Here is a 22,922-nt window from a genome sequence, read left to right as displayed (position 1 = left end):
ATCGGGTCCAGGCTCGAAGGACTCAGTGCGCATCGGATGAGGGCGGCGCGCTCGCGATCGGCCGCGAGAAAATCACGCTGACGATGCCCACGAGGAAACACAGCGCCAGCACGTAGAAGCAGTCGGCGAAGGTCAGCACCAGCGCCTCGCGCATCACGAGCGCGTGCAGGTTCGCGAGACCCGCCCGCGAAGCGTTGAGCGCATCGCCCGCGACCGACGCCAGATGGTCCGAACTGCGCGCGAGCAGGCCCTGCACTTCGGGACGCCCGACTGTCACGGTCTCGTTGAGCCGCAGATAGTGGAGATTCAGGCGGTCGTTGAGCATCGTCGCGCTGACGGCGATGCCGATCGCTCCGCCGAGATTTCGCATCAGGTTGAAAAGCCCGCTCGCCGACTTGAGGCGCGACTGCGGCAGCGAGCCGAGCGCCATCGTGACGATCGGCGGCACGGCGAACTGCTGGCCAATGCCGCGCAGCGCCTGCGGCAGCAGCAGTTCCTGCCAGCCCCAGTCGTGCGTGAGCGGCGTGTAGAAATAACAGCCGGCGCCGAAGCAGACGAGACCGAAGACGAGCAGGATGCGCATGTCGACGAACCTCGTCGCAAAGCCGTACACGACGAGCGCGAGCAGCTGGAAACAGCCCACCGACAGCAGCGCGATGCCGATCTCCAGCGAATCGAAGCCCCGCACGCGGCTCAGGAACACCGGCGTGAGGAACACCGACACGAAAATGCCGATCCCCGTCACGAAAGACAGCAGGCTGCCGATCGCGAAGTTGCGCACGACGAGCGCCCTCAGGTCGACGACCGGGTCCTTCGCCGTGAACGCGTGCACGAGAAAGAGAAAACCGCAGATGCCGGAAATCCATGCGCAAAAAACGATTACGTCGTCGCCGAACCAGTTCTTGCGCGGCCCCTCTTCGAGCACGTATTCCAGGCAGCCGAGAAAGCCCGACATCAGCAGGATGCCGAGGTAATCGCCCTTTTTGAGCAGCTTGAGATCGGGTTCGTCGATATGGACGTACTTCGGCACCAGCGCCGCGACCGCGATGCCCGGCACCACGTTCAGATAGAACAGCCAGTGCCACGACCACTGCGACGTGATCCAGCCGCCGATCACCGGTCCGACGGCGGGCGCGAGCGACGCGAGCGCGCCGATCGTCGTCGAGGCAATCAGGCGCTGCTTGCCAGGAAACAACACGAAGGCAGTCGTGAAGACGGTCGGGATCATCGCGGCGCCAAGCGCGCCCTGCAGGCCGCGAAAGAGGATCATCGAATTGATGTCCCACGCCATGCCGCACAGCATGCTCGTCACCGTGAAGCCGACCGCCGACGCGACGAAGAGCCAGCGCGTCGAGAACACCTTCGAGAGCCAGCCGGACATCGGGATCACGATGATTTCCGCGATCAGATATGACGTCTGCACCCACGACAGCTCGTCCTGGCTCGCCGACAATCCGCCGCCGATATCCTTCAGCGATGAAGCGACAATCTGAATGTCGAGCGTCGCCATGAAGAAGCCGAGACACATCAGCGCGAACGCGAAGACGCGCTGCTTCACCGGCTGGCTGGCCGGGTCGAGTGGAAGGGTGGCGGTCATGTCAGTTCGCGCCGCCGAGATGGACCTTGACCGTCGCCGACAGCCCCGGGCGCAGCACCGCCTGCATCTGCTTCGGAATGTCGAGCCGCACGCGCACCGGCACGCGCTGCACGATCTTCGTGAAGTTGCCGGTCGCGTTTTCCGCTGGCAGCACGCTGAAGGTCGCGCCCGTCGCCGGCGCGAGACTCTCGACCCGGCCGTGGATCGGCACGCTCGACGCGTCCAGGTCGATATCGACTTCATCGCCGACACGCATCTTCTTCAGCTGGTCTTCCTTGAAGTTGGCGTCGATCCAAAGGCCCGACGACGGCACGATCGTCAGCAGCGACACGCCCGTGTTAGCGAGCATCCCGAGGCGCGCCGTCCGGTTGCCGACATAGCCATCGACTGGCGAGCGGATCGTCGTGTATTCGACGTTCAGCTCAGCGACGCGCCGCGCGGCTTCCGCCGTCGCGACACGCGCGCTCGCATCGGCAATCTGCGCCTCGATCACGGCGAGTTCGCGCTTCGCCGCGACGAGCGACGCGCCGCTTCGGTCCACCGCCGCGCTCGCCTTGGTGTAGTCGGCGTCGGCGCGCTCGACGATCTGGCTCGACACGGCGTCGTCCTTCACGAGTTCGCGATAGCGCGAGCGATCCTGCGCGCTGCGCGTCATTTCCGCCGACGACGCGCGCACTTCCGCCTGCTGCTGGTTGATCACGGCGGCCTGCAAGTCGCGCTTCGCCTGCAATTCGACGACGGCCGCGCGCGCGCTCGCCACTTCGGCGCTCGACTGCGCGAGACGGGCGTCGTAATCGCGCGAATCGAGCTGCACGAGCACCTGGCCGGCTGTCACGCGCTGGTTGTCCTGCACGAGCAACTCGGTGACGAAGCCATTCACCTTAGGCGCCATCACGGTCACGTTGCCGCCCACGTAGGCATCGTCGGTCGACTGTATGAAACGCAGCACCAGAGCCCAATATGCGACCGCGGCGATCACGACCGCGCCGACCAGACCGAGCGCGAGCAGCATCCACGGAATGCGCCGCGCCGGCTTTTGCAGCGCGGGTGCAACGGCAGGGGAAACATCGGTAGAAGGACTGGACATTGTCGTTTAAAGTGCATATGCACCGTAGAGATTGGAGAAAGTGCCCCGAAAGGCACCTTGATTAAGCGAAAGCCTAAATGTGCATATGCACCAAGTCAAGGCGCATCGCACACATGAGTGAATAACGCGCTCAGCAACAATCGGCCGGGAGGCTTGCCGGGCGGCCCTATGCGCGGATCACGCGGCCGCGCCGTCGCCGAAGAATTGCGCTGCGTGATCGACGAATGCGCGCACTTTTGCCGGGAGCAGCGCGCGCGTGCTGTACGCGAGGCGGATTTCGATCGCCCCGCTGACGAGTTCGAAGCGCTCGAGCAGCGTCACCAGTTGCCCCGATTCGATCTCCCTCTGCACCAGTCCGACTGGCAATACGCCGATGCCGCAGCCCTCCAGCACCATCTGACGATTGAAATCGGCGCTGTTCGACGCGATGTCGAAGCGCATCGGCACCGTTTCCTCCTCGCCGCCGATGCGAAACGTCAGCTCGGGCTTGCGGATCGAGGCGGACATCGGCACGAATTCGTGATCGACGAGTTCCGACGGATGACGCGGCGCCGGGCGCGTCGCGAGATAGCCGGGCGTCGCGACGAGCACGAGCGGAATCCGCTCGATGAGGCGCGTGATGACCGTGTCGCTCGTCAACATGAAGGGCAGGACCAGCCCGAGGTCGTAACCCTCGGCGACGAGATCCACCGGGCGCTCGGTCAGCGTCACGTCGAGCCGGACTTGGCGGTGCCGCCGCCTGAACGACGCGATCAGCGGCACCAGACGGTTGACGGTCGCCGTCGTGTGCGCGACGAGTCGCAAGACGCCGGTCGCCTCGCTGGCATTCGTCGAAGCGCTTGCTTCAAGCGCTTCGAGTTCGTCGAGCAGCCGCGAACAGCCCGCGAAGAAATGCTCGGCGGTCTCGGTCAGCGAAATCTGGCGCGTCGTGCGGTTGAAAAGCCGACTGCCGAGCCGCTGCTCCAGCGTCGAAATCGCGCGCGAGACGACGGGCGGCGTCACGCCGAGAATATCGGCCGCGCGCGTGAAGCTCTTCGCTTCCACCACCGTGCAGAACACCTTCAGGGTCGTCAGATAGTCCATCGGTTTCCTTCGGTTTTTGGGACGAGCGGCATCGTGAGCCGATCGAGCATGTTTGAGAGCCTTTACGGCATTAACACGCTCATCGCGTTGCCATAAAGTTCACTCACGCCACACGGATGGCTGTTCAAACAACCCAGGAGCTCACCATGTCACGTCTTTCGAAAATCAACGTCAACGAAGCAACCGGCGCCGCCGCCGACCTGTTCGCCAACATCAAGCGGGCCATGGGCCGCGTGCCGAACGCGTACGCGACCGTCGGCACTCACAACCCGGCCGTGCTCGCCGCCGCGCTAAACGGCGACGCCGTGCTCGCAAAAGGCAGCCTCGACAAGCGCGACGTCGAAGCGATCAAGCTCGCCGTCAGCGAAATCGCGGGTTGTGACTATTGTGTCGCCGCGCATACCGCGGTCGGCAAGATGGTGGGATTGTCGCTCGAAGAAACGAAGCAGGTTCGCGCCGGCATCCCGACCGGCAACGCGAAGCGCGACGCGCTCGTAAGCTTCGTGCGCCATGTCGTGTCGAACTCGGGCACGCTCGAGCGGTCGCGTCTGGACGACGTGCGCGCGGCGGGCTACAGCGAAGCGCAAGTGGTCGACGCACTGTTCGCGGTCAGCGTCATCAATTTCACGAACCTGCTGAACCGCGTGAACGATACCGACCTCGACTTTCCGGCCGTCGATTGAGCTAGTCTTTCTTCAGCCGGTCGAGCAGCGACGTAATCAGGTCGATCGGCATCGGAAAGATGATGGTCGAGTTCTTGTCGCCGGCGATGGAGGTCAGCGTCTGCAGGTAGCGCAACTGCATCGCCTGCGGCGCCTGCGCGAGCATCTGCGCCGCCTGCAGCAGCTTTTCGGAGGCCTGCAACTCGCCTTCGGCATGAATGATCTTCGCGCGCCGCTCGCGCTCGGCTTCGGCCTGACGGGCGATCGCGCGGATCATCGTCTCGTTGATGTCGACGTCCTTGATTTCCACGTTCGATACCTTGATGCCCCAGGCGTCGGTCTGCGCGTCGAGCACGCGCTGGATGTCGGCATTCAGGCGCTCGCGCTCGGCGAGCAGTTCGTCGAGTTCGTGCTTGCCGAGGATCGCGCGCAGGGTCGTCTGCGAAAGCTGGCTCGTCGCATCCAGAAAGCGCGCGACCTGGATCACGGCCTTTTCCGGGTCCACGACCCGAAAGTACACGACCGCATTCACCTTCACCGACACGTTGTCGCGCGTAATGACGTCCTGCGGCGGCACGTCGAACACGACCGTGCGCAGGTCCATGCGCACGACCTGCTGCACGGCCGGGATGATCAGCACGAGGCCCGGCCCCTTCACCTTCCAGAAACGCCCGAGCATGAACACGACGCCGCGCTCGTATTCGCGAAAGATGCGGATCGCCGAAAAAAGCACGAGGACGATCAGCGCGACCAGCACGCCGCTGAAACCGAATGTGACACCCATCATTGCCGCTCTCCTTGTTGGTCAGAATCAGCGCTTCAGCGCTTGCTCTGATCCCATGCAACCTGTTGCTCTTTGGCTTCGTTCATTGCCTCGACCGTCAGCGTGAGGCCGTGGCGCGCGGTTACGCGAACTCGCGCGCCGCGCGCGGGCAGCGCGTGGTCACCGGCGCCTTGCACGCGCCAGCGTTCGCCGCGCACGGTAGCCCAGCCGCTCGCTCCCGTGCCGCTCGTTTCATCGCCCAGCATCACGCCGACGCTGCCGAGCATCGCCTCCGACCCGCTCACGACCGGCCGCCGGCGCGCCTTCAGCGCAACCGCCGACACCGAAAAGATGAACAGCGCGGTCACGATGGCAAGCCCCGCCACCACGCCGACCGGTATGCCGAAGCCGGGCACGTCGGTATCGATGAGCATCAGCGCGCCGATCGAAAACGCGATGATCCCGCCGATGCCGAGCGTCCCGAAGGTCGGCAGGAACATTTCCGCGACGAGAAAGCCGATGCCGAGCAGGATCAGCCCGAGGCCCACGAAGCTGATCGGCAGCAACTGCAGCGCGAACAGGCCGACGAGCAGGCAAATCGCGCCCGCGACGCCCGGCAGCATGAAGCCGGGATTCGAGAATTCGAAGAAGAGCCCGTACATGCCGATCATCACGAGAATCAGCGCGACGCTCGGATCGGTGATCGTCGCGAGGAAGCGGCTGCGCCAGTCGGGCAGCAAGGTGATGACCGGCGCGCCTTTCGTCGCGAGGACGTGCTCGCCCGCGAGCGTGCGCACGTGCCGGCCATCGAGTTTCGCGAGGAGATCGGGGATGTCGGCGGCGGTGAGGTCGATCACGTGCTGCGCGAGCGCCTCGCTCGCCGACAGGCTGACCGCTTCGCGCACCGCGCGCTCGGCCCATTCGGCGTTGCGGCCGCGCAGTTGCGCGAGGCCGCGGATGTAGGCGGCGGCGTCGTGGACCTGCTTGCGGGTTTCGGTCGATTCGCCTGCTTGAGTCCCCGAAGCCGCCGAGGCACTCGCCTCCGGCTTCGGACCGCCGCCCGTGCCGATCTGGATCGGCGTCGCGGCGCCGAGATTGGTGCCCGGCGCCATCGCAGCGACGTGGCTCGCGTAGACGATATAGGTGCCCGCGCTCGCCGCCCGCGCGCCGCCCGGCGCAATGAACGACACGACCGGCACCGGCGACGCGAGGATCGCCTTGATGATCGAGCGCATCGAAAGGTCGAGACCGCCCGGCGTATCGAGTTCGAGGATGGCGACCTGCGCGCGGTCGTCGACGGCGCGCGCGAGCGACCGGACGATGAAGTCCGCGCTTGCCGGCCCGATCGCCCCCGCAACCGCGATCACGACGACCGGCGCGCTCGCACCATTCGCCGCGCCGGCCGCACCCGCAACCGGCGCCATGCCGAATGCCAGCAGCAAGAATATCCACGCGCGCCGCGCACGCCCGGCGCAACGGCAAAGCAGGCCAAACGGATTCGTTTTCATCGATGAAAACCGGCGGCGCGCGAGCGTCGTGAGCCCGTTGCCCCGGTTCCTCGCGTTTGCTGTCCAACAATGCGGGTCTCACCTCAAGCTTAGGCCAAATTCGCACGCTTGCCCGAAACCGTCACGCTCACGGCCGCACGACGGTCCGGTCGATCACCTTGTCGACGTCCGCCGTTTCGCCGAGTCCGGACAAGAAGCGCGCACGGTCGAAATCGCGCGCGACGCAGCCGTCAACGTAGATGAACCTGCGCTGCAGCGTGAGCCACAGGCTGGTTTTCTCGCGCCACGGGATCGATGCGTTCAGCGAGGCGAGGCGCCGTGTCACGCTCTCGGCGATTTCCTTGTCGTAGAGATAGCTGTTCGACAGCCGGCAGCGCCCGGCGATCCAGCAGCTGTTGCCGCGCTCGATGCGGTAGTGCGCTTCGTCGTTCCATTCCTGCAGCGTTTCGAAGGGCCCGGGCGGCGTCGGGCACCCGGCGATCGCCGACGAAATGTGCATGAAAGGATCGTCGCCGCGGTTGGTGCGCGGTTCGTCGGCGAGCGCGAGCACGGCGGGCAGCCATAGGAACGACAGGAACACGCGTCTTGCGAAGGACATGGTGGCAGACCGGAAAACCCGAAAGACAGCCCAAGCATAGTCGCGAGCCGCGCCCTGTCCAAACGCTTTGCAGCCGATACACTTGAAGCACCGGCCCGATGACCGCGCTTGAGCGGGAGATACCGACATGAAACAGGCACTGCATCATCTGACGGTCGCGACGCGCACGCGCGGCCTGCACGAATTCACCGCCGAGATCGATACCTGGATCGATCGCCAGGACATCCGAACCGGGCTTCTGACGGTGTTCTGCCGGCACACGTCGGCGTCGCTGCTGATTCAGGAGAACGCCGATCCCGATGTGCGCACCGACCTCGAACGATTCTTCGAGACGATCGCGCCCGAGTCGCCGGATCGCTACGTGCACGACGCCGAAGGCCCCGACGACATGCCCGCGCACCTGCGCACCGCGCTCACGACCGTGCAACTGTCGGTTCCGGTGGAAGCCGGGCGCATGTTGCTCGGCACTTGGCAAGGCATTTATCTGTTCGAACACCGGCGCGCGGCGCACCGGCGGGAAATTGTCTTGCATCTGATCGGCGAGTGACCTACTATACGCTCCGCGTACATTATTCCCGGAGCGAAGCATGGCAGCCGTTCAGCAGCAAACCGTCCTGCGCGATGCAATGCGCCGCCTCAACATGACCCGCGACGCGTTCGCAAGCCGTATCGGCGTGACCCGGCGGGCGCTCGACACGTGGCTGTTGCCCGACGGTTCGCCCGAATCGCGTGCGATGCCGGAGATCGCCGGCCGCTATGTCACGGAAATTCTCGAACGCGCACCGAGCGGTAACGGCGGGGAATATACGCAAAGCGTATATCCGTCGATCGCATTCGAAGGCCGCGCGCATCTGCTTTCCGTCGACCAGTTTTCGCGCGATTCCGTGGAGGCGCTCTTTCGCGTCGCCGACGTCATGCAGCCCATCGCGCGCCGCCAGAAAATCACGCGCGTGCTCGAAGGCGCGGTGCTCGCGAACCTGTTCTTCGAAGCCAGCACGCGCACCCGCGTGAGCTTCGGCGCGGCGTTCTGCCGGCTCGGCGGCTCGGTGTGCGACACGACCGGCTTCACGTTTTCGTCGATGGCGAAGGGCGAATCGATCTACGACACGAGCCGCGTGATCAGCGGCTACGCCGATGCGCTCGTCGTGCGGCATCCCGAGCAGGGTTCGGTGGCGGAATTCGCGCGCGCGACCAACATTCCCGTGATCAACGCCGGTGACGGCCCCGGCGAGCATCCGAGCCAGGCGCTGCTCGATCTCTACACGATCCAGCGCGAGTTCTCGCGCATCGGGAAGATCGTCGACGGCGCGCATATCGCGATGGTCGGCGATCTCAAGTACGGCCGCACCGTGCATTCGCTCGCGAAGCTGCTCGCGCTCTATCGGGGATTGAAATTTACGCTGGTGTCGCCGCGTTCGCTGGAAATGCCCGACTACATCGTCGAGCAGATCGCTCGCGGCGATCACGCGATCGAGCAGACGGCCGACCTGCGCGCCGGGCTGAAAGGCGCCGACGTGGTCTACGCGACGCGCATCCAGAAGGAGCGTTTCGCGGACGAGTCAATCGAGGGCTATACGCCGGACTTCCAGATCAACCAGGCGCTGGTGAACGCGGTGTGCGGCCCCGACACGCTCATCATGCACCCGCTGCCGCGCGACGGCCGCCCGGGCGCCAACGATCTGAGCACGGACCTGAACCACGATGCGCGGCTTGCGATCTTTCGCCAGACCGACAACGGCATTCCGGTGCGCATGGCGATCTTTGCGATGCTCCTCGGCGTGGAGCATCAGGTGCAGCATTCGATGCGCGACGCCGCGTGGCGCTCGCCCGCCTATGTCGGTCCGGACGATGCGGTGTTTCACGGCATCGACTAGGGCGCGAAAAATGGAGATGTAAGAAAGCCGCTGGCTTCTCGCTCAGCGGCTTTCGTGGAAGGATCAACGGCAGGGGTGTTCACGCAGCCCGATGCGTCTTCAGCCACTCGCGCAGCGCGTCGTTCATGCGCGTCTGCCAGCCTTCGCCCGTCGCCTTGAACGCCTCGACGATGTCGGCGTCGTAGCGCACCGTCAACTGCACTTTCGGCGACTCAAGACGTGGCCGGCCCAGAGGTCTCATCTTCGCGAACTGCTCGTCGGAAGGGACGAACGTGTCCGGGTCCGCGTCGATCCCCCGCTGGATCTCGGCTTCTTCTTCGGGTGAATGCCTCATAAGCTTCAATTTGCTGGACATACCGGTCAAGCTCCCTGTAGTTGGCTTTGCGCAGGCTGATGACGCGCATTGCAGCATTTCGCTGTGTAAATATGACGCAATATAGTCGCTCGCCGATCGGCGCATAACCGATCTCACGCACTTCGCCATAGTCGCGGCGATCGTCGGCGTACGACATGACGCCCAACCAGTCGATTTCGCGCGCGATTTCGAGCGACACTCCGTGGCGCCTCCGGTTCGCTTCGTCCTTCGCAGGATCGAAGATGATTTCGATGTGCATTATTGTAGTTACAGAAAAGTGGTTTCGCAAGCGGTCTTGGGGAGCGTCACGGCGCCGCATGCCGGCCGCAGACCGGACACTCTCTTGCCGATCGACCTCGCCGCCCGTTGTCACTTTCTGTCGCTGCGATCCTGCTCTTTCGCCACCGCGCACGTGTGATCCTGCAACTCCTCCGACGAAGCCCAGTCGCCCGGCTTGACGTGATCGTTGAGCAGGTAGAACGCCGGCGTGCCGTCGCGCAAGGTGGTACCCGCGAGCAGCAGCGTCTGCTCGGCCATCACCTGGCCTTCTCGCGCGACGTCCGGCGCAAGCAGCTTGAACGGATCGGTGTGAACGAGACCAGCGTCGTCGATGCGGCGGATGCGATACGCATGACCGCGCAGCAGAACCGGAAACGGCGACCAGTCGCTGCCGACGCGCGGCCCATATTCGCGCAGCGCCGTGACGACATCCGGCGCGAGGCAGTCGATATGGATGTGCAGCTGATTCTGCGTGCGCCCGTACGCCGAGTTGATCGCAAGCGAGAGCGTGTCGCGCCGCATGTCGCGATGCAGCGCCTCTTCGACGTAGCGTCGCGCCTCCCACGCCGCCCGAAAGTAGTTGGGCGTTCCGGGCACGAGCAGATCGGAGCTTTCGATGCCGCCGATGCGCGCGGTCGGAATCAGCAGATATTGCGCGACGCCGACGATATCCTTCAGCACCGCGTACCCGCCCGCGAGATTCACGTCGATGCATTTCCGCGCGACGTCGGCGCCTTCGGCCGCCGGAACGCAGGAATCGTGGACGATCTCCCAGAGCGCGTTGGGATTATGAGCGCGCGCGCAGGGCGCGGCGCAGGCGAGCGCAATGGAGACGAAGAGCGCGGCGAGCGAAGTCGGTCGATTGATCATGGCGACTTGCATCGTAGCCGCGTTTTGTGACGGCCTTTGCAGATCACATCACCGGCGAATGCAAATGATGCGGATGTTCGAGCGTATCGGCGATCATGCGCAGCGCGTCCTCGCATTCATCGAGGCTTTTCGGGCCGCCCAGACACACGCGCACCGCTTCCGGCGGATTGCCATCGGTCGCGAACGCCGCCGCCGACACCGCGCCGATGCCGCGCGTGCGCAGTTGCATCGCGAGTTCGGACGCCTGCCAGTCCGAGTCGCGCGCGAGCGGCAGCCAGAGATGGAAGCCGTCGCGGTCCGCGTCGAAGTGCCAGCCCGCAAGCACGCGCGACGCCATCGCCTGCCGCGCATTCGACTCCGCGCGAATTGCCGCGAGCATGTCGGATGCGGTGCCGTCGAGCACCCATTGCGTCGCGAGCAGCACGGTGAAAGGGCTGGCCATCACGGTGGTCGCGCGCAGCGCGCCCGCCAGATGCTGCGCGCGCCGCGCGTTCGGCGCCCGGATATACGCGACCCGCAAGCCTGCGCCGAAGGTCTTGGAGAGACCCGTCACGTAGTACGTGAGGTCCGGCGCGAGCGTAGCGAACGCGGCGGGCGCTTCTTCGGGCAGCATGCCGTAGGCGTCGTCCTCGATGATCGGCACGCTATAGCGCAGCGCGACATCGGCGAGCGCCTCGCGACACTTGGTCGAAAGCGTCAGCGTGCTCGGATTCTGGATCGTCGGGTTGATATAGAACGCACTCGGCTTTTCCGCGCGGCACAGCGCCTCGAAGGCGTGCGCGAGCGGGCCTTCGTCGTCGCGTGCGAGTGCCTGCAGGCGCACGCCGAGTTGCGCGGCGATCGCCTTGATGCCGGGATACGCGAGCGTGTCGAGACAGATCGTGCCGCCCGGCCGCGCCAGTTGCGATACCAGCGCGACAAGCGCCCCGTGGATGCCCGGGCAGACGAGCACCTTGTCCTCTTCGCAGGCGGCAAAGCGGCGCTTGAGCCAGAGCGAGGCCGCCGCGCGGTCCTCGCTGCTGCCGCCGAAGTCCTGATAGCGCAAAAGCCGATAGGGATCGCTCGACGCCATCAGCCGCGCCGACGACTCGCGCAGACGCGCGGCGAATTCGGCGGGCTCGGGCGGCATGTTCATCGTCATCTCGACGCTGCTGCCGCCCGCGAGCGGCAACGTGGCCGTGCGTCCTCTCACGAACGTGCCGCTGCCCGCATGCGAATCGAGCAGACCGCGTTTGCGCGCTTCCGCGTACGCGCGCGCGACCGTCGTGTAATTGAGTTGCAACTCCTCGGCGAGATCGCGCAAGCCCGGTAATCGATCGCGCGGCCTGAGCCGCCCGTTCGCCAGATCGTCTTCGATCAATTCGGGAATCAGCAAATAAGCCGGCTTGCGGCTTTCAGCCAGCTTTTTAATCCAGTGATGCGTGACGCTCGCCATGATTTTCCGTTCCACTCAAACGAGCGGCAAAATAAAAATGCGTGAGAAAAACAATAGCACGAAAAATAAAAAGTGATCGCATCTGCTGATTGCATCCCTGAAGCAGACGAAAGCCGTAATGCACGAAAATCGCGCGCACCGCACCACGCACGAGCGTTCGCACCTTAAAGGCATCGCCACCTTGGTGCGACGCTCCGCTGGACGGGGCTCGCCGGGCAGCGCCGATTTCGCGTCCATGTAAATTTTTTTCGAACCGGCGATCCACTCGAATCCGAAATGATTGCATGTTGATCGCATTTTAATTAATCGCCAATGGCATGGCGGTTGCATTAACGGCACTGCGTCACTCACCGGTTTGCGCCAAAAAACATTAAAGGCGCATTCGATTAAATCAGCGTAATTCATTGGAGATTTACAAATGCCAGCCGTCAATAGACCGATGCATCAGAAAGGCGATTATCTGGTCGATTACGAAGAAAAAGTCTTCGAGGACGTGAAGGCTGAACCCGGCGAGAAGGCGCTCGTCACATTCCATACGGTGGCGTTCGAAGGCTCGATCGGCTTCGTCAACATGCTTCAGGCTACGCGTCTGCAACGCAAGGGCTTCGACACGTCCGTGCTGCTGTATGGCCCGGGCGTAACGCTCGGCCTGCAACGCGGCTTCCCGACCCTCGGCGACGAAGCATTCCCCGGCCATCTCAACTTCAACAAGCAGCTGACGAAGTTCATGGAGGAAGGCGGCAAGGTCTACGCGTGCCGCTTCGCGCTGCAGGCGCTCTATGGACACGGCGAGGCATCGCTGATCGAAGGCATCAAGCCGATCAGCCCGCTCGACGTGCTCGACATCCAGCTCTTGCATCGCAAGGACAACGCGCTCGTCATCCATACGTGGACCGTGTGAGCGCTTCATCGCGACAGGAAACGACCATGGCCGACAAACGAATCGTCCGCGCCGCCGCGGTGCAGATCGCGCCGGACTTCGAGCGGCCCGGCGGCACGCTCGAGAAGGTGTGCGCAGCCATCGACGATGCCGCGCGCGAGGGCGTGCAGCTCATCGTGTTCCCTGAGACCTTCGTGCCGTATTACCCGTACTTCTCGTTCGTGCGGCCGCCGGTCGCATCGGGCGCGGATCACATGCGGCTCTACGAGCAGGCGGTCGTCGTGCCCGGACCGGTCACGCACGCAGTAGCCGAGCGCGCGCGGCGGCACGGCATGGTCGTCGTGCTGGGCGTGAACGAGCGCGATCACGGCAGCCTCTACAACACGCAGCTCATCTTCGATGCCGATGGTGAGCTGCTCCTCAAGCGCCGCAAGATCACGCCGACGTTTCATGAACGCATGATCTGGGGCCAGGGCGACGCGGCCGGCCTGAAGGTGGCGGATACGCGTATCGCGAAGGTCGGCGCGCTCGCGTGCTGGGAGCACTACAACCCGCTCGCACGCTACGCACTCATGACACAGCACGAAGAGATCCACTGCAGCCAGTTCCCCGGCTCGCTCGTCGGGCCGATCTTCGCCGAGCAGATCGAAGTGACGATCCGGCATCACGCACTGGAATCGGGCTGCTTCGTCGTCAACGCGACCGGCTGGCTCACCGAGCAGCAGATCGAATCCGTGACGAACGATCCCGCCCTGCAGAAGGCGCTGCGCGGCGGCTGCAACACGGCGATCGTGTCGCCCGAAGGACAGCACCTCGCGCCGCCTTTGCGCGAGGGCGAAGGCATGGTGATCGCCGACCTGGACATGTCGCTGATCACCAAGCGCAAACGCATGATGGACTCGGTCGGCCACTACGCGCGGCCCGAATTGCTGAGCCTCGCGATCAACGACCGCCCGGCCACCACATCTTCTCCGATGACCGCCTTTCCCGACGGGAGCCTGAATCTTGAACGCCAACGCGAGCATGTCGGCCGCGAGCCGGCAATTGATGACTGAATTGCAGTCGACGGGGCTGCGTCTCGTCGATCCCGCCGCGGGCGCGAGCGTCGCGAGCCGCCGCGGCGGTGCGGGACCGTCGGATCACAAGGCCGTGACCATCGACGGCGTGACGATCATGGTGCCCGTGCATACCAACACGGCATGGCACTCGCCGTTCGTTGCGGGTCCGCCGGACGACAAGGGCGAAAGCGCACTGCTGCGCGGCACGATTCCGATCGCGAGCATCAGCTTTCCGAAGACGCCGCGCTTCTACAAGCTACAGACCTTCGACGGCGTGCCCTACTCGCACATCGCGATGCTGCACGGCTCCGACGTGCTCGCGACGACGGTGCTGCAAACCTGCATCCGCTACGAGAGCCGTCGCAAAACGTGCAAATTCTGCGCGATCGGGCAATCGCTCGCGGCAGGCCGTACGATCGCGCGCAAGACGCCCGAGCAACTGGCGGAAGTCGCGCGTGCGGCGGTCCTGCTCGACGGCGTGAAGCACATGGTGCTCACGACCGGCACGCCGCCGACGAGCGATCGCGGCGCGCAGATCCTGTGCGAGAGCGCGTTCGCGATCAAGGCCGCCGTCGATCTTCCGATTCAGGCGCAATGCGAGCCGCCCGACGACGACCACTGGTTCGAACGCATGAAGGCGAGCGGCATCGATACGCTCGGCATGCATCTCGAAGTGGTCACGCCGGAGCTTCGCGCGCAGATCATGCCGGGCAAGGCGAGCGTGCCGATCGAACGCTACATGCAGGCGTTCCGCGCAGCCGTGAAGGTGTTCGGTCGAGGACAGGTCAGCACTTACATTCTCGCGGGACTCGGCGATACGGCCGAAGCGATTCTCTCGATCTCGCGCGAGCTGGTCCGGATCGGCGTGTATCCGTTCGTCGTGCCGTTTGTGCCGATCAGCGGCACGCCGCTCGAAGATCATCCGGCGCCCTCGCCCGAGTTCATGAAGTCGGTGCTGAAGCCGCTCGGCGCGATGGTCTCTGAAGGCGGCATGCGTTCCGGCGACATCAAGGCCGGCTGCGGAAAATGCGGCGCCTGCTCGTCGCTTTCATCCTACGAGGACTGACCATGCTCGCCGATACCGAAGACCTCGCAGCGCTCTACGCGCCCGCCGAATACATCGTCAAATGGACGACGCTGCCCTGGGAAGCCAGTGAAGCCCACAAGCTGCGCCGCGCCGTGTTCTGCATCGAGCAAGGCATCTTCATGGGCGACGACCGCGACGAGATCGACGAGCGCGCGCAGTTGCTCGTCGCGCTCAGTTGCATCGCGGGGATGCCTGAACAAGTGGTCGGGACCGTGCGCATCCACGAGGATGAACCGGGGCTCTGGTTCGGCTCGCGGCTCGCGGTCCATGCCGCGTTCCGGCGGCACGGCAAGCTCGGTGCAACGCTGATTCGTCTTGCGGTCACGAGCGCCCACGCGCTCGGCTGCAAGACGTTCCTCGCGCATGTCCAGAGCCAGAACGCGCCGCTCTTTCACGCGCTCAACTGGACCACGCTCAAGGAAGAATCGCTGCACGGGCGGCCTCATCATCTGATGCAGGCGGACCTCGGCTTCTATCCGCCTTGCACGACGCCGCATAGCGGCTTCGTCACCAAGGCGTCGCCGATGCGGAGTGCCGCATGAGCGTCGCGTCACTCGCAGCGGCGCTTCGCGAGACGCGCGGCTTCCTGCACAAGACCGACATCGCCGATGTGGTGTCGACGCTCGCGCGCCATCTTCCGCACGGCGCGCGCGACCTTGCGCAGGCAGTGGCCATCGGCGACGACTGCGCGGCCATCGCGGACCAGGACGGCTATCTGCTCTTCGCAATCGAAGGCATGGTCAGCGACTTCGTGCGCGACATGCCGTGGTTCGCGGGCTACAGCAGCGTGCTGGTCAATGTAAGCGATGTGTACGCGATGGGCGGCCGGCCGCTTGCCGTCGTCGATGCGATGTGGAGCGACGGCATCGGCATGGCTGAGGACGTGCTCGCGGGCATGGCAGCGGCATCGGCGGCTTATGGCGTGCCGATCGTCGGCGGTCATAGCAATGCACGCAGCGATCAGGCGCAACTCGCCGTCGCGATTCTCGGCCGCGCGAAGAAGCTGCTTTCGAGCTTCGATGCAAAGCCCGGCGATACGCTGATGATGGCCGTCGACATGCGCGGCGCGTTCAGGGACCCGTACCCGTTCTGGAACGCATCCGTCGATGCACCGCCGATGCGCCTGCGCGGCGATCTTGAACTGCTGCCCTCGATCGCGGAGAGCGGGCTGTGCCGTGCGGCGAAGGACATCAGCATGGCGGGCGCGCTCGGCACCGCAATGATGTTGCTGGAATGTTCGGAGGCTGGCGCGACGATCGACCTCGACCGCATTCCGATGCCCCCCGGTGTGCCCGAACTGCGCTGGCTGAGCGCGTTTCCAAGCTTCGGGTTCGTCCTGTCCGTTGCGCAAGAGAACGTCGATGAGGTCGCGCGTCTCTTCACGGAACGCGACCTGGCGTGCGCCGCGATCGGCCACGTGAATGCGTCGAAACAGGTGATGCTGCAGCGCGGCGGCGATTCCGCCGTGCTTTGGGATTTCGACCGGCAGGCCTTCATCAAGAACCCGAATCACACATAGAGGTAAACACGATGCCCGTCATGCACTTTCGCATTCGCTGGCCGGACAGCACTGAGGCGAACTGCTATTCGCCCTCGCGCATCGTCGGTGAGTTCTTCACGCCGGGCGCCGACTATCCGCTCGACGACTTCGTCGCGCGCTCGCGTGAAGCGCTCGGCATCGCGTCGGAACGCGTGAGGGAGAAGTACGGCTTCGCATGTTCGTCGGCGATGGACCAGCTCGCACGCATCGAACAGGAAGCCGAGCGCTTCGCGAGCGATCCGCATGCGCGGGTCACGGTCATCGAATTCAACTGACGCGCCATTCAACTTCAAGGCAAGGATGCATCATGTCGCAGACATCGAACCATTACAGCGTGATCGTCGTGGGCGGCGGGCAGGCCGGATTGTCCGTCAGCTACTTCCTGAAGGAAGCGGGCATCGATCATCTCGTGCTGGAAAAGAACACGGTCACGCATACGTGGCGCACGCAACGCTGGGATGCGTTCTGCCTCGTCACGCCGAACTGGCAATGCGCGCTGCCGGGCTATCCCTATCGCGGCGACGATCCGCATGGCTTCATGAAGAAAGATCAAATCATCACGTATCTCGACGGCTTCATCGCGATGGTCGATGCGCCCGTTCTCGACCATGCGCAGGTGCAGCGCGTGACGCCCGCGGACGGCGGCGGCTTTGCCGTCACGACTTCGCGGGGCAAGTTCACGGCGGATCAGGTCGTGGTGGCGTCCGGTGGTTATCACACGCCGATCGTGCCGCGCATGGCCGAGCGCCTGCCTGCCTCGATCGTGCAGATGCAGTCGTCGGAATACCGCAATCCGGAGGCGATGCCTGAAGGCGCGGTGCTCGTCGTCGGGTCGGGACAATCGGGCGCGCAGATCGCGGAGGACCTGCATCTTGCGGGGCGCAAGGTCATTCTCGCGGTGGGCGAAGCGCCGCGTTGCGCGCGCTTCTATCGCGGTCGGGACGTGGTCGACTGGCTCGCCGACATGAAGTACTACGACATGCCCGTCGATCAGCACCCGCTGCGCGAGGGCGTGCGCGACAACACGAATCACTATGTCACCGGCCGCGACGGCGGACGCGACATCGATCTGCGCCGATTCGCGGCCGAGGGCATGGAGTTGTACGGACGCCTCGACGACCTGCAGGACGGTGCGATGCGCTTTGCGCCGAACCTCGCGAAGAACCTCGATAGCGCCGATGGCGTCTATAACCGCATCAACGCGGGCATTGATGCGTACATCGGGAAGAACGGCATCGATGCGCCTTCGGGCGGCGTGTATGAAGCGCCATGGCGTCCGCCGCAGCAGGAGCGCACGACGCTCGATCTCGCCGCAAGCGGCATCGGGTCGATCGTCTGGTGCATCGGCTTTACGCCGGACTTCAGCTGGCTCGATGCGCCCGTGTTCAACGGCCGCGGCTATCCGGCACACCATCGCGGGGTCACGCCGTTTGCCGGGCTGTATTTCGTTGGCTTGCCCTGGCTCCATACCTGGGGCTCGGGACGGTTCTCGGGGATAGCGCGCGATGCGGAGCATGTCGTGCAATCCGTCCGCGCGACGCGCGAAGCGCGCGCGGTTTCGGTGGATGCGTTGACGGCTTGAATCGGGGGTGCCCCGCGTGCGTTCGATACGGCCGATTTCGGCCGTATCGAACGCAGGATTGATTTCAGCCAAAAAAAGCAGCTTACGAAAACCGAAATCCCTGCGCTTTGAGTTTCGTGCAGGGCTCTCAATAGGATGCGGCAACGATCCGCCTGTCTTTGTCCATGCCTTCCGTCCTGGACATTCACCATCCTCGCCTCAAGTCCCGCCCGCATCCTGCCGTATACGAAAAGAAAGGCACGCTCGTCCGCCCCGGACCGCGGTCAATCCTTCAGTCTCGCCAGACCCACCAATCGCAATGCAAGCAAGAACAAAAACCCGACGGTTGAGCATCGCCGTCGCTGCGCTGATGTCGATCTCCAACGCAACCCACGCCGACGTCCCCGCGACCGGCGGCAAGCTTCTCCTGACTGGCGGCGTCTCCGAAGTCGAAGGCGCCGCGGGCGGCGGCCTCACACCCTGGGCCGTGATCGGTGGCTATGGCACGGCCGGCCAGCTGGGCGGCAACGGACACGGCACGTATGTGAGAACCCAGGACTACGCGCTATCGACCTATGGCGTGATGGTCGGGGTCGCGAACCGCGTCGAGTTTTCGCTGGCGCGACAAGTCTTCGATACCCGCGATGTCGGCGCGCAACTCGGCCTCGGTTCGAACTACAAGTTCAACCAGAACATCTTCGGCGTGAAGGTCCGGCTCTTCGGCGATGCCGTGCTCGATCAGGACACGTGGCTCCCGCAGGTCGCAGCCGGCATCCAGTTCAAGCACAACGAGCAAGGCGACGTCCTCAGGGCGGTGGGCGCGGCCAGCAACTCCGGCACCGATTTCTACCTCTCCGCGACGAAGCTTTTGCTCGCGCAAAGCCTGCTTCTGAACGGCACGCTGCGCTTCACCAAGGCCAACCAGTTCGGCCTTCTCGGATTCGGCGGCGACAAGTCGAACAACTACCACGCCGAGTTCGAGTCGTCCGTGGCTTACATGCTGTCGAGAAGCATCGTGATCGGCGCCGAGTACCGCACCAAGCCGGACAACCTGAGCTTCGCCCGCGAGCAGAACGCCTACGACGCGTTCGTCGCATGGGCGCCGACCAAGCATGTTGCGCTGACCGCCGCCTACGTCGCACTGGGCGACATCGCGACGATCAAGAACCAGCGCGGCGTATATCTCTCCTTACAGGCAGGGTTCTGATCATGACGCTCGTCTTCCGTTTCGCCGCCACGGCGTTCATCGCGCTCGCGGCGCTCGCAAGCGTCAACGCTCGCGCCGACGATTCGCTCTATCGCGAGTTCGGCGAAAAGCCAGGCCTCGTCAAGATTACCGACGATCTCTACGACAAGCTTCTCGCCGATCCGCGCACGCAGCCTTACTTCGAAGACGCACCGATCAAGCGCATCAAGCAGAAGCTCGTCGAGCAATTCTGCGTGCTGCTCGGCGGCCCTTGCGAATACACGGGCCGCACGATGAAGCGCACTCACGAGGGGCAGAACATCGATCGTGCCGCGTTCAATGCGCTCGTCGAAGACCTGCAGGATGCGATGGACAAGAACGGCGTGCCTTTTCATGCGCAGAACAAGCTGCTCGCGAAGCTCGCACCGATGTATCGCGACGTCCAGGATCGCGAATAACAAGCGCCTCAAGTTTGCACCCGGCGTGCCGTTATCACCGTAAGCGCGCGTCTCTTTCGCGCACAGCAATCAACGAAAACATTCAGATGCGATTCAGCACACGGTTATTGGCAGCCCTAGGGTGCTGCGCAGCAGGACTGGCCGCGATGAGCGCGCATGCCGCGAGCGTTCGCGTGCAGGTCGTCGACCAGGCGGGCGCCGCCGTGCCCGACGCCATCGTCTATGCAATGCCCGTCAACGGCAAGATACCGGCGACGAAGCCCGCAGGCGCGGTCATCGATCAGGTGAAGCGCCGCTTCGTGCCGCTCGTGTCCGTGGCGCAGACGGGCGCCGCGGTCACGTTCCCCAACAAGGACAACATCGAGCACGACGTCTACTCGTTCTCGCCCGCGAAGCGCTTCGAGCTGAACCTGTATCACGGCATCCCCGCGAGCCCGGTCGTCTTTGACAAGTCCGGTCTCGTGGTAATGGGCTGCAACATCCACGACTCGATGATCGCGTATCTGCTGATCGTGGATACGCCATGGTTCGCCAGGACCGATGCGAGCGGCCAGGCCACCATCGACAACCTTCCCGCCGACGCCTACCGCGTCATCGCATGGCACCACCGCATGAGCGATCCGAACGCGCAGCCCACGCAGAAGCTCGGCGCGGGTGCCGGTGACGCGGCCAAATTTACGTTGCAGTTGAAGCCCGAGCCGAAGGCCGACTAGGCAAGCCGATGCGACTCCACAGCCTGCGTGCCCGGATTGCGCTGGTCTTCGTCCTGCTGATGCTGGCCGTGCAGGCGGCCGCGTTCGTCGTCATCAATTCGGTGATCACGTCGAACGCGCACCGCAACGCGAACGAACAGCTGACGGTCGCCGAACGCGTGTTCAAGCAGGTGCTTCGAAGCAACAGCGAAAAGCTCACGCAGGCAGCGAGCGTCGTCGCGGCGGACTTCGGCTTTCGGCAGGCCATCGCCTCGCATGACGAGAAGACCGTGGCCTCGGCGCTCCAGAACCACGGCGACCGCATTCACGCGGACATCGTGATGCTCGCCGATCTCAACGGCAAGCTGATCGCCGACAGCAGCGGGCCCGCGCACGAGGGCATGCCCTTCCCGTTCCCGAAACTGCTGCACGCCGTGGAGCGCAACGGCGACGCCTCGGCCATCGGCGTGATTGACGGCCGCCCGTACCAGCTCGTCGCGGTGCCGATCAAGGCGCCGTTGCCGATTGCGTGGGTCGCGATGGGCTTCGTCATCGACGACGACATGGCGCGCGAGATGAGCAGCCTGACCTCGCTCGACGTGTCGTTCATCGACCAGCGCGCCGACGGCCGCTGGACCGCGCTCGCGAGTTCGCTGCCCGCGGCGGAGCGCCGTGCGCTGCAGGACCCCTCCCACCTTTCCGAAGAAAACTACGCGACGCGTCTCGTCAGGCTCAAGTCCGAAGGCGAGCCCGTCGCCGTCATGCTGCAACGTTCGCTCGCTGAAGCGCTTGCGCCGTTCCGGCGCCTGCAGACCACGCTCCTGCTCATCACGCTCGCGGGCGTGCTGGTGTCGATCGTCGGCAGCATGTTCACGGCGCGCAGCGTCACGCGGCCGATCGCGGCACTCACGCAATTCTCGCGGCGCATCGGCCAGGGCAATTACGCCGAGCCGATCGAAGTGAAGCATCAAGACGAAATGGGCGAACTCGCGAACGCGTTCAACCAGATGCAGCACGGCATAGCGCAACGCGAGCGGCGTATTACCGAGCTCGCCTACATGGATCGCCTGACGGGTCTGCCGAACCGCGCGCTCTTCAACGACCGTCTGCAGCAGGCGATCGGCGTGGCGCTGCGCGCGGGGCATCCGCTCTCGGTGATGATGATGGACCTCGACCGTTTCAAGTATGTCAACGACACGCTCGGGCATCCCATCGGCGACCTGCTGCTGTGCGAAGTGGCGAAGCGCCTGCGTTCCGCCCTTCAGCGCAATACCGACACGGTCGCGCGTCTGGGCGGCGACGAGTTCGCGGTCCTGCTCCCCACCGACGACATCCACGCCGCGAAGCTGATCGCCAACCGGATGCTGAAGGCGCTCGAAGAACCGATCACGGTCGAGGGGCAACTGGTCGATGTGGGCGCGAGCATCGGCATTGTCACGTGCCCGCATAACGGCGCGGACATGAACGTGCTGCTGCGCCGCGCAGACATCGCGATGTATGTGGCGAAGCGCGCTAATGCCGGTTATTCGCTCTACGACGAACGCCACGACCAGAACAGCGCGGAACGGCTTTCGCTGATGAGCGAACTGCGGCAGGCGGTCGAGCACGATCAGTTGACGCTCTACTATCAGCCGAAGGTGGATCTGAGCACGCACAAGGTGAAGTATGTGGAGGCGCTGGTTCGCTGGGACCACCCGACGCGCGGCTTCGTCTCCCCGGACCAGTTCATTCCGTTTGCGGAGCAGACCGGTTATATCAAGAGCATCTCGCGCTGGGTTGCCGAAAAGGCCATCCAGCAATGTTCGCTGTGGCACGCGCAAGGCATCGAACTGGCAGTCTCGGTCAACGTGTCGGCGCGCGAACTGATCCAGTCCTCGCTGCCCGACACGTTCAGCGCGCTATTGCGCAAGTATCACGTGGCTCCCGAGTGGATCTGGATCGAGATCACGGAGAGCGCGATCATGGACGATCCGAATCACGCCATCGAAACGCTGGACCACCTGCACGCACTCGGCATTCGGCTGTCAATCGACGACTTCGGCACTGGCTATTCGTCGCTGTCGTATCTGAAGCGCATGCCCGTCGACGAACTGAAGATCGACAAGTCATTCGTGCTGGGCATGTTCGATCACAAGGACGACGAGACCATCGTGCGCTCGACCATCGACCTCGGTCACAACATGGGGCTGAAGGTCGTCGCGGAGGGTGTCGAGAACGAAGCGATGCTGATGCGCCTGAAGGACCTGCGCTGCGACCTCGCGCAGGGCTTTCATCTGAGCCGGCCGTTGCCGCCGGCGAAGCTCGAGGTGTGGCTGCAGGAGTGGCAGGAATCCGCCGAGGCCGCATGAA

At 64.4% G+C, this 22,922-nt stretch carries 24 protein-coding genes and 1 pseudogene; 14 read left to right on the top strand and 11 right to left on the bottom strand.

Annotated elements, in window-relative coordinates:
- Nucleotides 1–22 precede the first annotated feature (22 nt).
- The 3 genes from AWB81_RS05755 to AWB81_RS05745 all read right to left on the bottom strand — a co-directional run bounded on the left by AWB81_RS05755 (nt 23) and on the right by AWB81_RS05745 (nt 3,767).
- A complete protein-coding gene (locus AWB81_RS05755; protein WP_062633106.1) occupies nt 23–1,597 on the bottom strand; it encodes a DHA2 family efflux MFS transporter permease subunit in 1,575 nt (524 codons plus the stop codon).
- Between the two features lies 1 nt (nt 1,598).
- Nucleotides 1,599–2,684, bottom strand: a complete 1,086-nt coding sequence (locus AWB81_RS05750; protein ID WP_062633104.1) for an HlyD family secretion protein — start codon at nt 2,682–2,684, stop codon at nt 1,599–1,601.
- Nucleotides 2,685–2,861: 177 nt separating this feature from the next.
- Complete coding sequence (locus tag AWB81_RS05745; RefSeq protein WP_062633102.1) at nt 2,862–3,767, bottom strand: LysR family transcriptional regulator; 906 nt, start codon at nt 3,765–3,767, stop codon at nt 2,862–2,864.
- A gap of 146 nt (nt 3,768–3,913) precedes the next feature.
- On the opposite strand from AWB81_RS05745, the gene AWB81_RS05740 reads away from it, so the two are divergent.
- Nucleotides 3,914–4,450, top strand: coding sequence for a carboxymuconolactone decarboxylase family protein (locus AWB81_RS05740; RefSeq protein ID WP_062633100.1), 537 nt, complete (start codon nt 3,914–3,916; stop codon nt 4,448–4,450).
- Between the two features lies 1 nt (nt 4,451).
- Here AWB81_RS05740 and AWB81_RS05735 read toward each other — a convergent pair whose 3' ends face one another.
- The 3 genes from AWB81_RS05735 to AWB81_RS05725 all read right to left on the bottom strand — a co-directional run bounded on the left by AWB81_RS05735 (nt 4,452) and on the right by AWB81_RS05725 (nt 7,298).
- Entirely contained in the window at nt 4,452–5,216 is a 765-nt protein-coding gene (locus tag AWB81_RS05735) for a slipin family protein (RefSeq protein ID WP_062633098.1), read from the bottom strand.
- A gap of 32 nt (nt 5,217–5,248) precedes the next feature.
- The gene (locus AWB81_RS05730; RefSeq protein WP_062633096.1) at nt 5,249–6,700 is read right to left on the bottom strand and encodes an NfeD family protein; all 1,452 of its coding nucleotides are present in this window, start codon (nt 6,698–6,700) and stop codon (nt 5,249–5,251) included.
- A 127-nt stretch (nt 6,701–6,827) separates the two neighbouring features.
- On the bottom strand, nt 6,828–7,298 hold the full coding sequence (locus tag AWB81_RS05725; RefSeq protein WP_062633095.1) for a hypothetical protein: 471 nt from the start codon (nt 7,296–7,298) through the stop codon (nt 6,828–6,830).
- A 127-nt stretch (nt 7,299–7,425) separates the two neighbouring features.
- On the opposite strand from AWB81_RS05725, the gene AWB81_RS05720 reads away from it, so the two are divergent.
- Nucleotides 7,426–7,845 carry a secondary thiamine-phosphate synthase enzyme YjbQ gene (locus AWB81_RS05720; protein WP_062633093.1) on the top strand — a complete coding sequence of 140 codons (420 nt, stop codon included), beginning with the start codon at nt 7,426–7,428 and terminating at the stop codon, nt 7,843–7,845.
- 40 nt (nt 7,846–7,885) lie between these two features.
- Nucleotides 7,886–9,172: an aspartate carbamoyltransferase gene (locus AWB81_RS05715; protein ID WP_062633091.1), complete on the top strand. Its 1,287-nt coding sequence runs from the start codon at nt 7,886–7,888 to the stop codon at nt 9,170–9,172.
- A 79-nt stretch (nt 9,173–9,251) separates the two neighbouring features.
- Here the strand turns inward: AWB81_RS05715 and AWB81_RS05710 are convergent, their stop codons facing one another.
- The 5 genes and pseudogenes from AWB81_RS05710 to AWB81_RS44555 form a co-directional block, all read right to left on the bottom strand.
- Nucleotides 9,252–9,527, bottom strand: a complete 276-nt coding sequence (locus AWB81_RS05710; protein WP_062633089.1) for a BrnA antitoxin family protein — start codon at nt 9,525–9,527, stop codon at nt 9,252–9,254.
- Nucleotides 9,517–9,780, bottom strand: a pseudogene (locus tag AWB81_RS05705) (BrnT family toxin); the annotation flags it as partial. The pseudogene AWB81_RS05705 and the gene AWB81_RS05710, both read right to left, overlap by 11 nt.
- Nucleotides 9,781–9,896: 116 nt before the next feature.
- Nucleotides 9,897–10,688 (bottom strand): CDP-diacylglycerol diphosphatase, encoded by a 792-nt coding sequence (locus AWB81_RS05700; RefSeq protein WP_235025722.1) that lies wholly within the window; start codon nt 10,686–10,688, stop codon nt 9,897–9,899.
- Nucleotides 10,689–10,719: 31 nt separating this feature from the next.
- On the bottom strand, nt 10,720–12,111 hold the full coding sequence (locus AWB81_RS05695) for an aminotransferase-like domain-containing protein (RefSeq protein ID WP_062633087.1): 1,392 nt from the start codon (nt 12,109–12,111) through the stop codon (nt 10,720–10,722).
- Nucleotides 12,083–12,397: a hypothetical protein gene (locus AWB81_RS44555; protein ID WP_143753575.1), complete on the bottom strand. Its 315-nt coding sequence runs from the start codon at nt 12,395–12,397 to the stop codon at nt 12,083–12,085. The genes AWB81_RS05695 and AWB81_RS44555 overlap by 29 nt, the downstream gene beginning before the upstream one ends.
- A 132-nt stretch (nt 12,398–12,529) precedes the next feature.
- Here AWB81_RS44555 and AWB81_RS05690 point away from each other — a divergent pair, with 132 nt between their 5' ends.
- From AWB81_RS05690 to AWB81_RS05640, 11 genes are all read left to right on the top strand, one after another.
- Nucleotides 12,530–13,012 (top strand): MSMEG_0572/Sll0783 family nitrogen starvation response protein, encoded by a 483-nt coding sequence (locus AWB81_RS05690; RefSeq protein WP_062633084.1) that lies wholly within the window; start codon nt 12,530–12,532, stop codon nt 13,010–13,012.
- A 26-nt stretch (nt 13,013–13,038) separates the two neighbouring features.
- Nucleotides 13,039–14,046, top strand: coding sequence for a Nit6803 family nitrilase (locus AWB81_RS05685; protein WP_062633082.1), 1,008 nt, complete (start codon nt 13,039–13,041; stop codon nt 14,044–14,046).
- Nucleotides 14,015–15,115 (top strand): MSMEG_0568 family radical SAM protein, encoded by a 1,101-nt coding sequence (locus AWB81_RS05680; RefSeq protein ID WP_087134816.1) that lies wholly within the window; start codon nt 14,015–14,017, stop codon nt 15,113–15,115. The genes AWB81_RS05685 and AWB81_RS05680 overlap by 32 nt, the downstream gene beginning before the upstream one ends.
- Nucleotides 15,116–15,117: 2 nt before the next feature.
- Nucleotides 15,118–15,678 carry an MSMEG_0567/Sll0786 family nitrogen starvation N-acetyltransferase gene (locus AWB81_RS05675; protein WP_062633079.1) on the top strand — a complete coding sequence of 187 codons (561 nt, stop codon included), beginning with the start codon at nt 15,118–15,120 and terminating at the stop codon, nt 15,676–15,678.
- Nucleotides 15,675–16,655 (top strand): sll0787 family AIR synthase-like protein, encoded by a 981-nt coding sequence (locus AWB81_RS05670; protein WP_062633078.1) that lies wholly within the window; start codon nt 15,675–15,677, stop codon nt 16,653–16,655. The genes AWB81_RS05675 and AWB81_RS05670 overlap by 4 nt, the downstream gene beginning before the upstream one ends.
- A gap of 11 nt (nt 16,656–16,666) precedes the next feature.
- Complete coding sequence (locus AWB81_RS05665) at nt 16,667–16,951, top strand: MSMEG_0570 family nitrogen starvation response protein (RefSeq protein ID WP_062633077.1); 285 nt, start codon at nt 16,667–16,669, stop codon at nt 16,949–16,951.
- Between the two features lie 32 nt (nt 16,952–16,983).
- Nucleotides 16,984–18,258: an MSMEG_0569 family flavin-dependent oxidoreductase gene (locus AWB81_RS05660; protein ID WP_062633076.1), complete on the top strand. Its 1,275-nt coding sequence runs from the start codon at nt 16,984–16,986 to the stop codon at nt 18,256–18,258.
- Between the two features lie 349 nt (nt 18,259–18,607).
- Complete coding sequence (locus tag AWB81_RS05655) at nt 18,608–19,444, top strand: DUF3034 family protein (protein WP_235025725.1); 837 nt, start codon at nt 18,608–18,610, stop codon at nt 19,442–19,444.
- 2 nt (nt 19,445–19,446) lie between these two features.
- The gene (locus AWB81_RS05650; RefSeq protein WP_062633074.1) at nt 19,447–19,881 is read left to right on the top strand and encodes a group I truncated hemoglobin; all 435 of its coding nucleotides are present in this window, start codon (nt 19,447–19,449) and stop codon (nt 19,879–19,881) included.
- Between the two features lie 146 nt (nt 19,882–20,027).
- The gene (locus AWB81_RS05645; protein WP_087134814.1) at nt 20,028–20,594 is read left to right on the top strand and encodes a methylamine utilization protein; all 567 of its coding nucleotides are present in this window, start codon (nt 20,028–20,030) and stop codon (nt 20,592–20,594) included.
- 8 nt (nt 20,595–20,602) lie between these two features.
- A complete protein-coding gene (locus AWB81_RS05640; RefSeq protein WP_062633072.1) occupies nt 20,603–22,921 on the top strand; it encodes a putative bifunctional diguanylate cyclase/phosphodiesterase in 2,319 nt (772 codons plus the stop codon).
- The last annotated feature ends 1 nt before the right edge of the window (nt 22,922 follow it).

Source organism: Caballeronia arationis, from assembly GCF_001544975.2.
Lineage (GTDB): Bacteria > Pseudomonadota > Gammaproteobacteria > Burkholderiales > Burkholderiaceae > Caballeronia > Caballeronia arationis.
Note: the sequence above shows the minus strand (reverse complement) of the source record. Positions and strands in the feature narration are given on the sequence as shown.

Excerpts from the sequence above, each read along its gene's own strand:
- AWB81_RS05655 (WP_235025725.1), top strand. The coding sequence starts at position 18,608 with ATGTCGATCTCCAACGCAACCCACGCCGACGTCCCCGCGACCGGCGGC.
- AWB81_RS05700 (WP_235025722.1), bottom strand. The coding sequence starts at position 10,688 with ATGCAAGTCGCCATGATCAATCGACCGACTTCGCTCGCCGCGCTCTTC.
- AWB81_RS05715 (WP_062633091.1), top strand. The coding sequence starts at position 7,886 with ATGGCAGCCGTTCAGCAGCAAACCGTCCTGCGCGATGCAATGCGCCGC.
- AWB81_RS05720 (WP_062633093.1), top strand. The coding sequence starts at position 7,426 with ATGAAACAGGCACTGCATCATCTGACGGTCGCGACGCGCACGCGCGGC.
- AWB81_RS05665 (WP_062633077.1), top strand. The coding sequence starts at position 16,667 with ATGCCCGTCATGCACTTTCGCATTCGCTGGCCGGACAGCACTGAGGCG.
- AWB81_RS05695 (WP_062633087.1), bottom strand. The coding sequence starts at position 12,111 with ATGGCGAGCGTCACGCATCACTGGATTAAAAAGCTGGCTGAAAGCCGC.
- AWB81_RS05740 (WP_062633100.1), top strand. The coding sequence starts at position 3,914 with ATGTCACGTCTTTCGAAAATCAACGTCAACGAAGCAACCGGCGCCGCC.
- AWB81_RS05660 (WP_062633076.1), top strand. The coding sequence starts at position 16,984 with ATGTCGCAGACATCGAACCATTACAGCGTGATCGTCGTGGGCGGCGGG.
- AWB81_RS05690 (WP_062633084.1), top strand. The coding sequence starts at position 12,530 with ATGCCAGCCGTCAATAGACCGATGCATCAGAAAGGCGATTATCTGGTC.
- AWB81_RS05735 (WP_062633098.1), bottom strand. The coding sequence starts at position 5,216 with ATGATGGGTGTCACATTCGGTTTCAGCGGCGTGCTGGTCGCGCTGATC.
- AWB81_RS05670 (WP_062633078.1), top strand. The coding sequence starts at position 15,675 with ATGAGCGTCGCGTCACTCGCAGCGGCGCTTCGCGAGACGCGCGGCTTC.
- AWB81_RS05710 (WP_062633089.1), bottom strand. The coding sequence starts at position 9,527 with ATGTCCAGCAAATTGAAGCTTATGAGGCATTCACCCGAAGAAGAAGCC.
- AWB81_RS05755 (WP_062633106.1), bottom strand. The coding sequence starts at position 1,597 with ATGACCGCCACCCTTCCACTCGACCCGGCCAGCCAGCCGGTGAAGCAG.
- AWB81_RS05650 (WP_062633074.1), top strand. The coding sequence starts at position 19,447 with ATGACGCTCGTCTTCCGTTTCGCCGCCACGGCGTTCATCGCGCTCGCG.
- AWB81_RS05680 (WP_087134816.1), top strand. The coding sequence starts at position 14,015 with ATGTCGGCCGCGAGCCGGCAATTGATGACTGAATTGCAGTCGACGGGG.
- AWB81_RS44555 (WP_143753575.1), bottom strand. The coding sequence starts at position 12,397 with ATGCAATCATTTCGGATTCGAGTGGATCGCCGGTTCGAAAAAAATTTA.
- AWB81_RS05745 (WP_062633102.1), bottom strand. The coding sequence starts at position 3,767 with ATGGACTATCTGACGACCCTGAAGGTGTTCTGCACGGTGGTGGAAGCG.
- AWB81_RS05685 (WP_062633082.1), top strand. The coding sequence starts at position 13,039 with ATGGCCGACAAACGAATCGTCCGCGCCGCCGCGGTGCAGATCGCGCCG.
- AWB81_RS05730 (WP_062633096.1), bottom strand. The coding sequence starts at position 6,700 with ATGAAAACGAATCCGTTTGGCCTGCTTTGCCGTTGCGCCGGGCGTGCG.
- AWB81_RS05645 (WP_087134814.1), top strand. The coding sequence starts at position 20,028 with ATGAGCGCGCATGCCGCGAGCGTTCGCGTGCAGGTCGTCGACCAGGCG.
- AWB81_RS05750 (WP_062633104.1), bottom strand. The coding sequence starts at position 2,684 with ATGTCCAGTCCTTCTACCGATGTTTCCCCTGCCGTTGCACCCGCGCTG.
- AWB81_RS05725 (WP_062633095.1), bottom strand. The coding sequence starts at position 7,298 with ATGTCCTTCGCAAGACGCGTGTTCCTGTCGTTCCTATGGCTGCCCGCC.
- AWB81_RS05675 (WP_062633079.1), top strand. The coding sequence starts at position 15,118 with ATGCTCGCCGATACCGAAGACCTCGCAGCGCTCTACGCGCCCGCCGAA.
- AWB81_RS05640 (WP_062633072.1), top strand. The coding sequence starts at position 20,603 with ATGCGACTCCACAGCCTGCGTGCCCGGATTGCGCTGGTCTTCGTCCTG.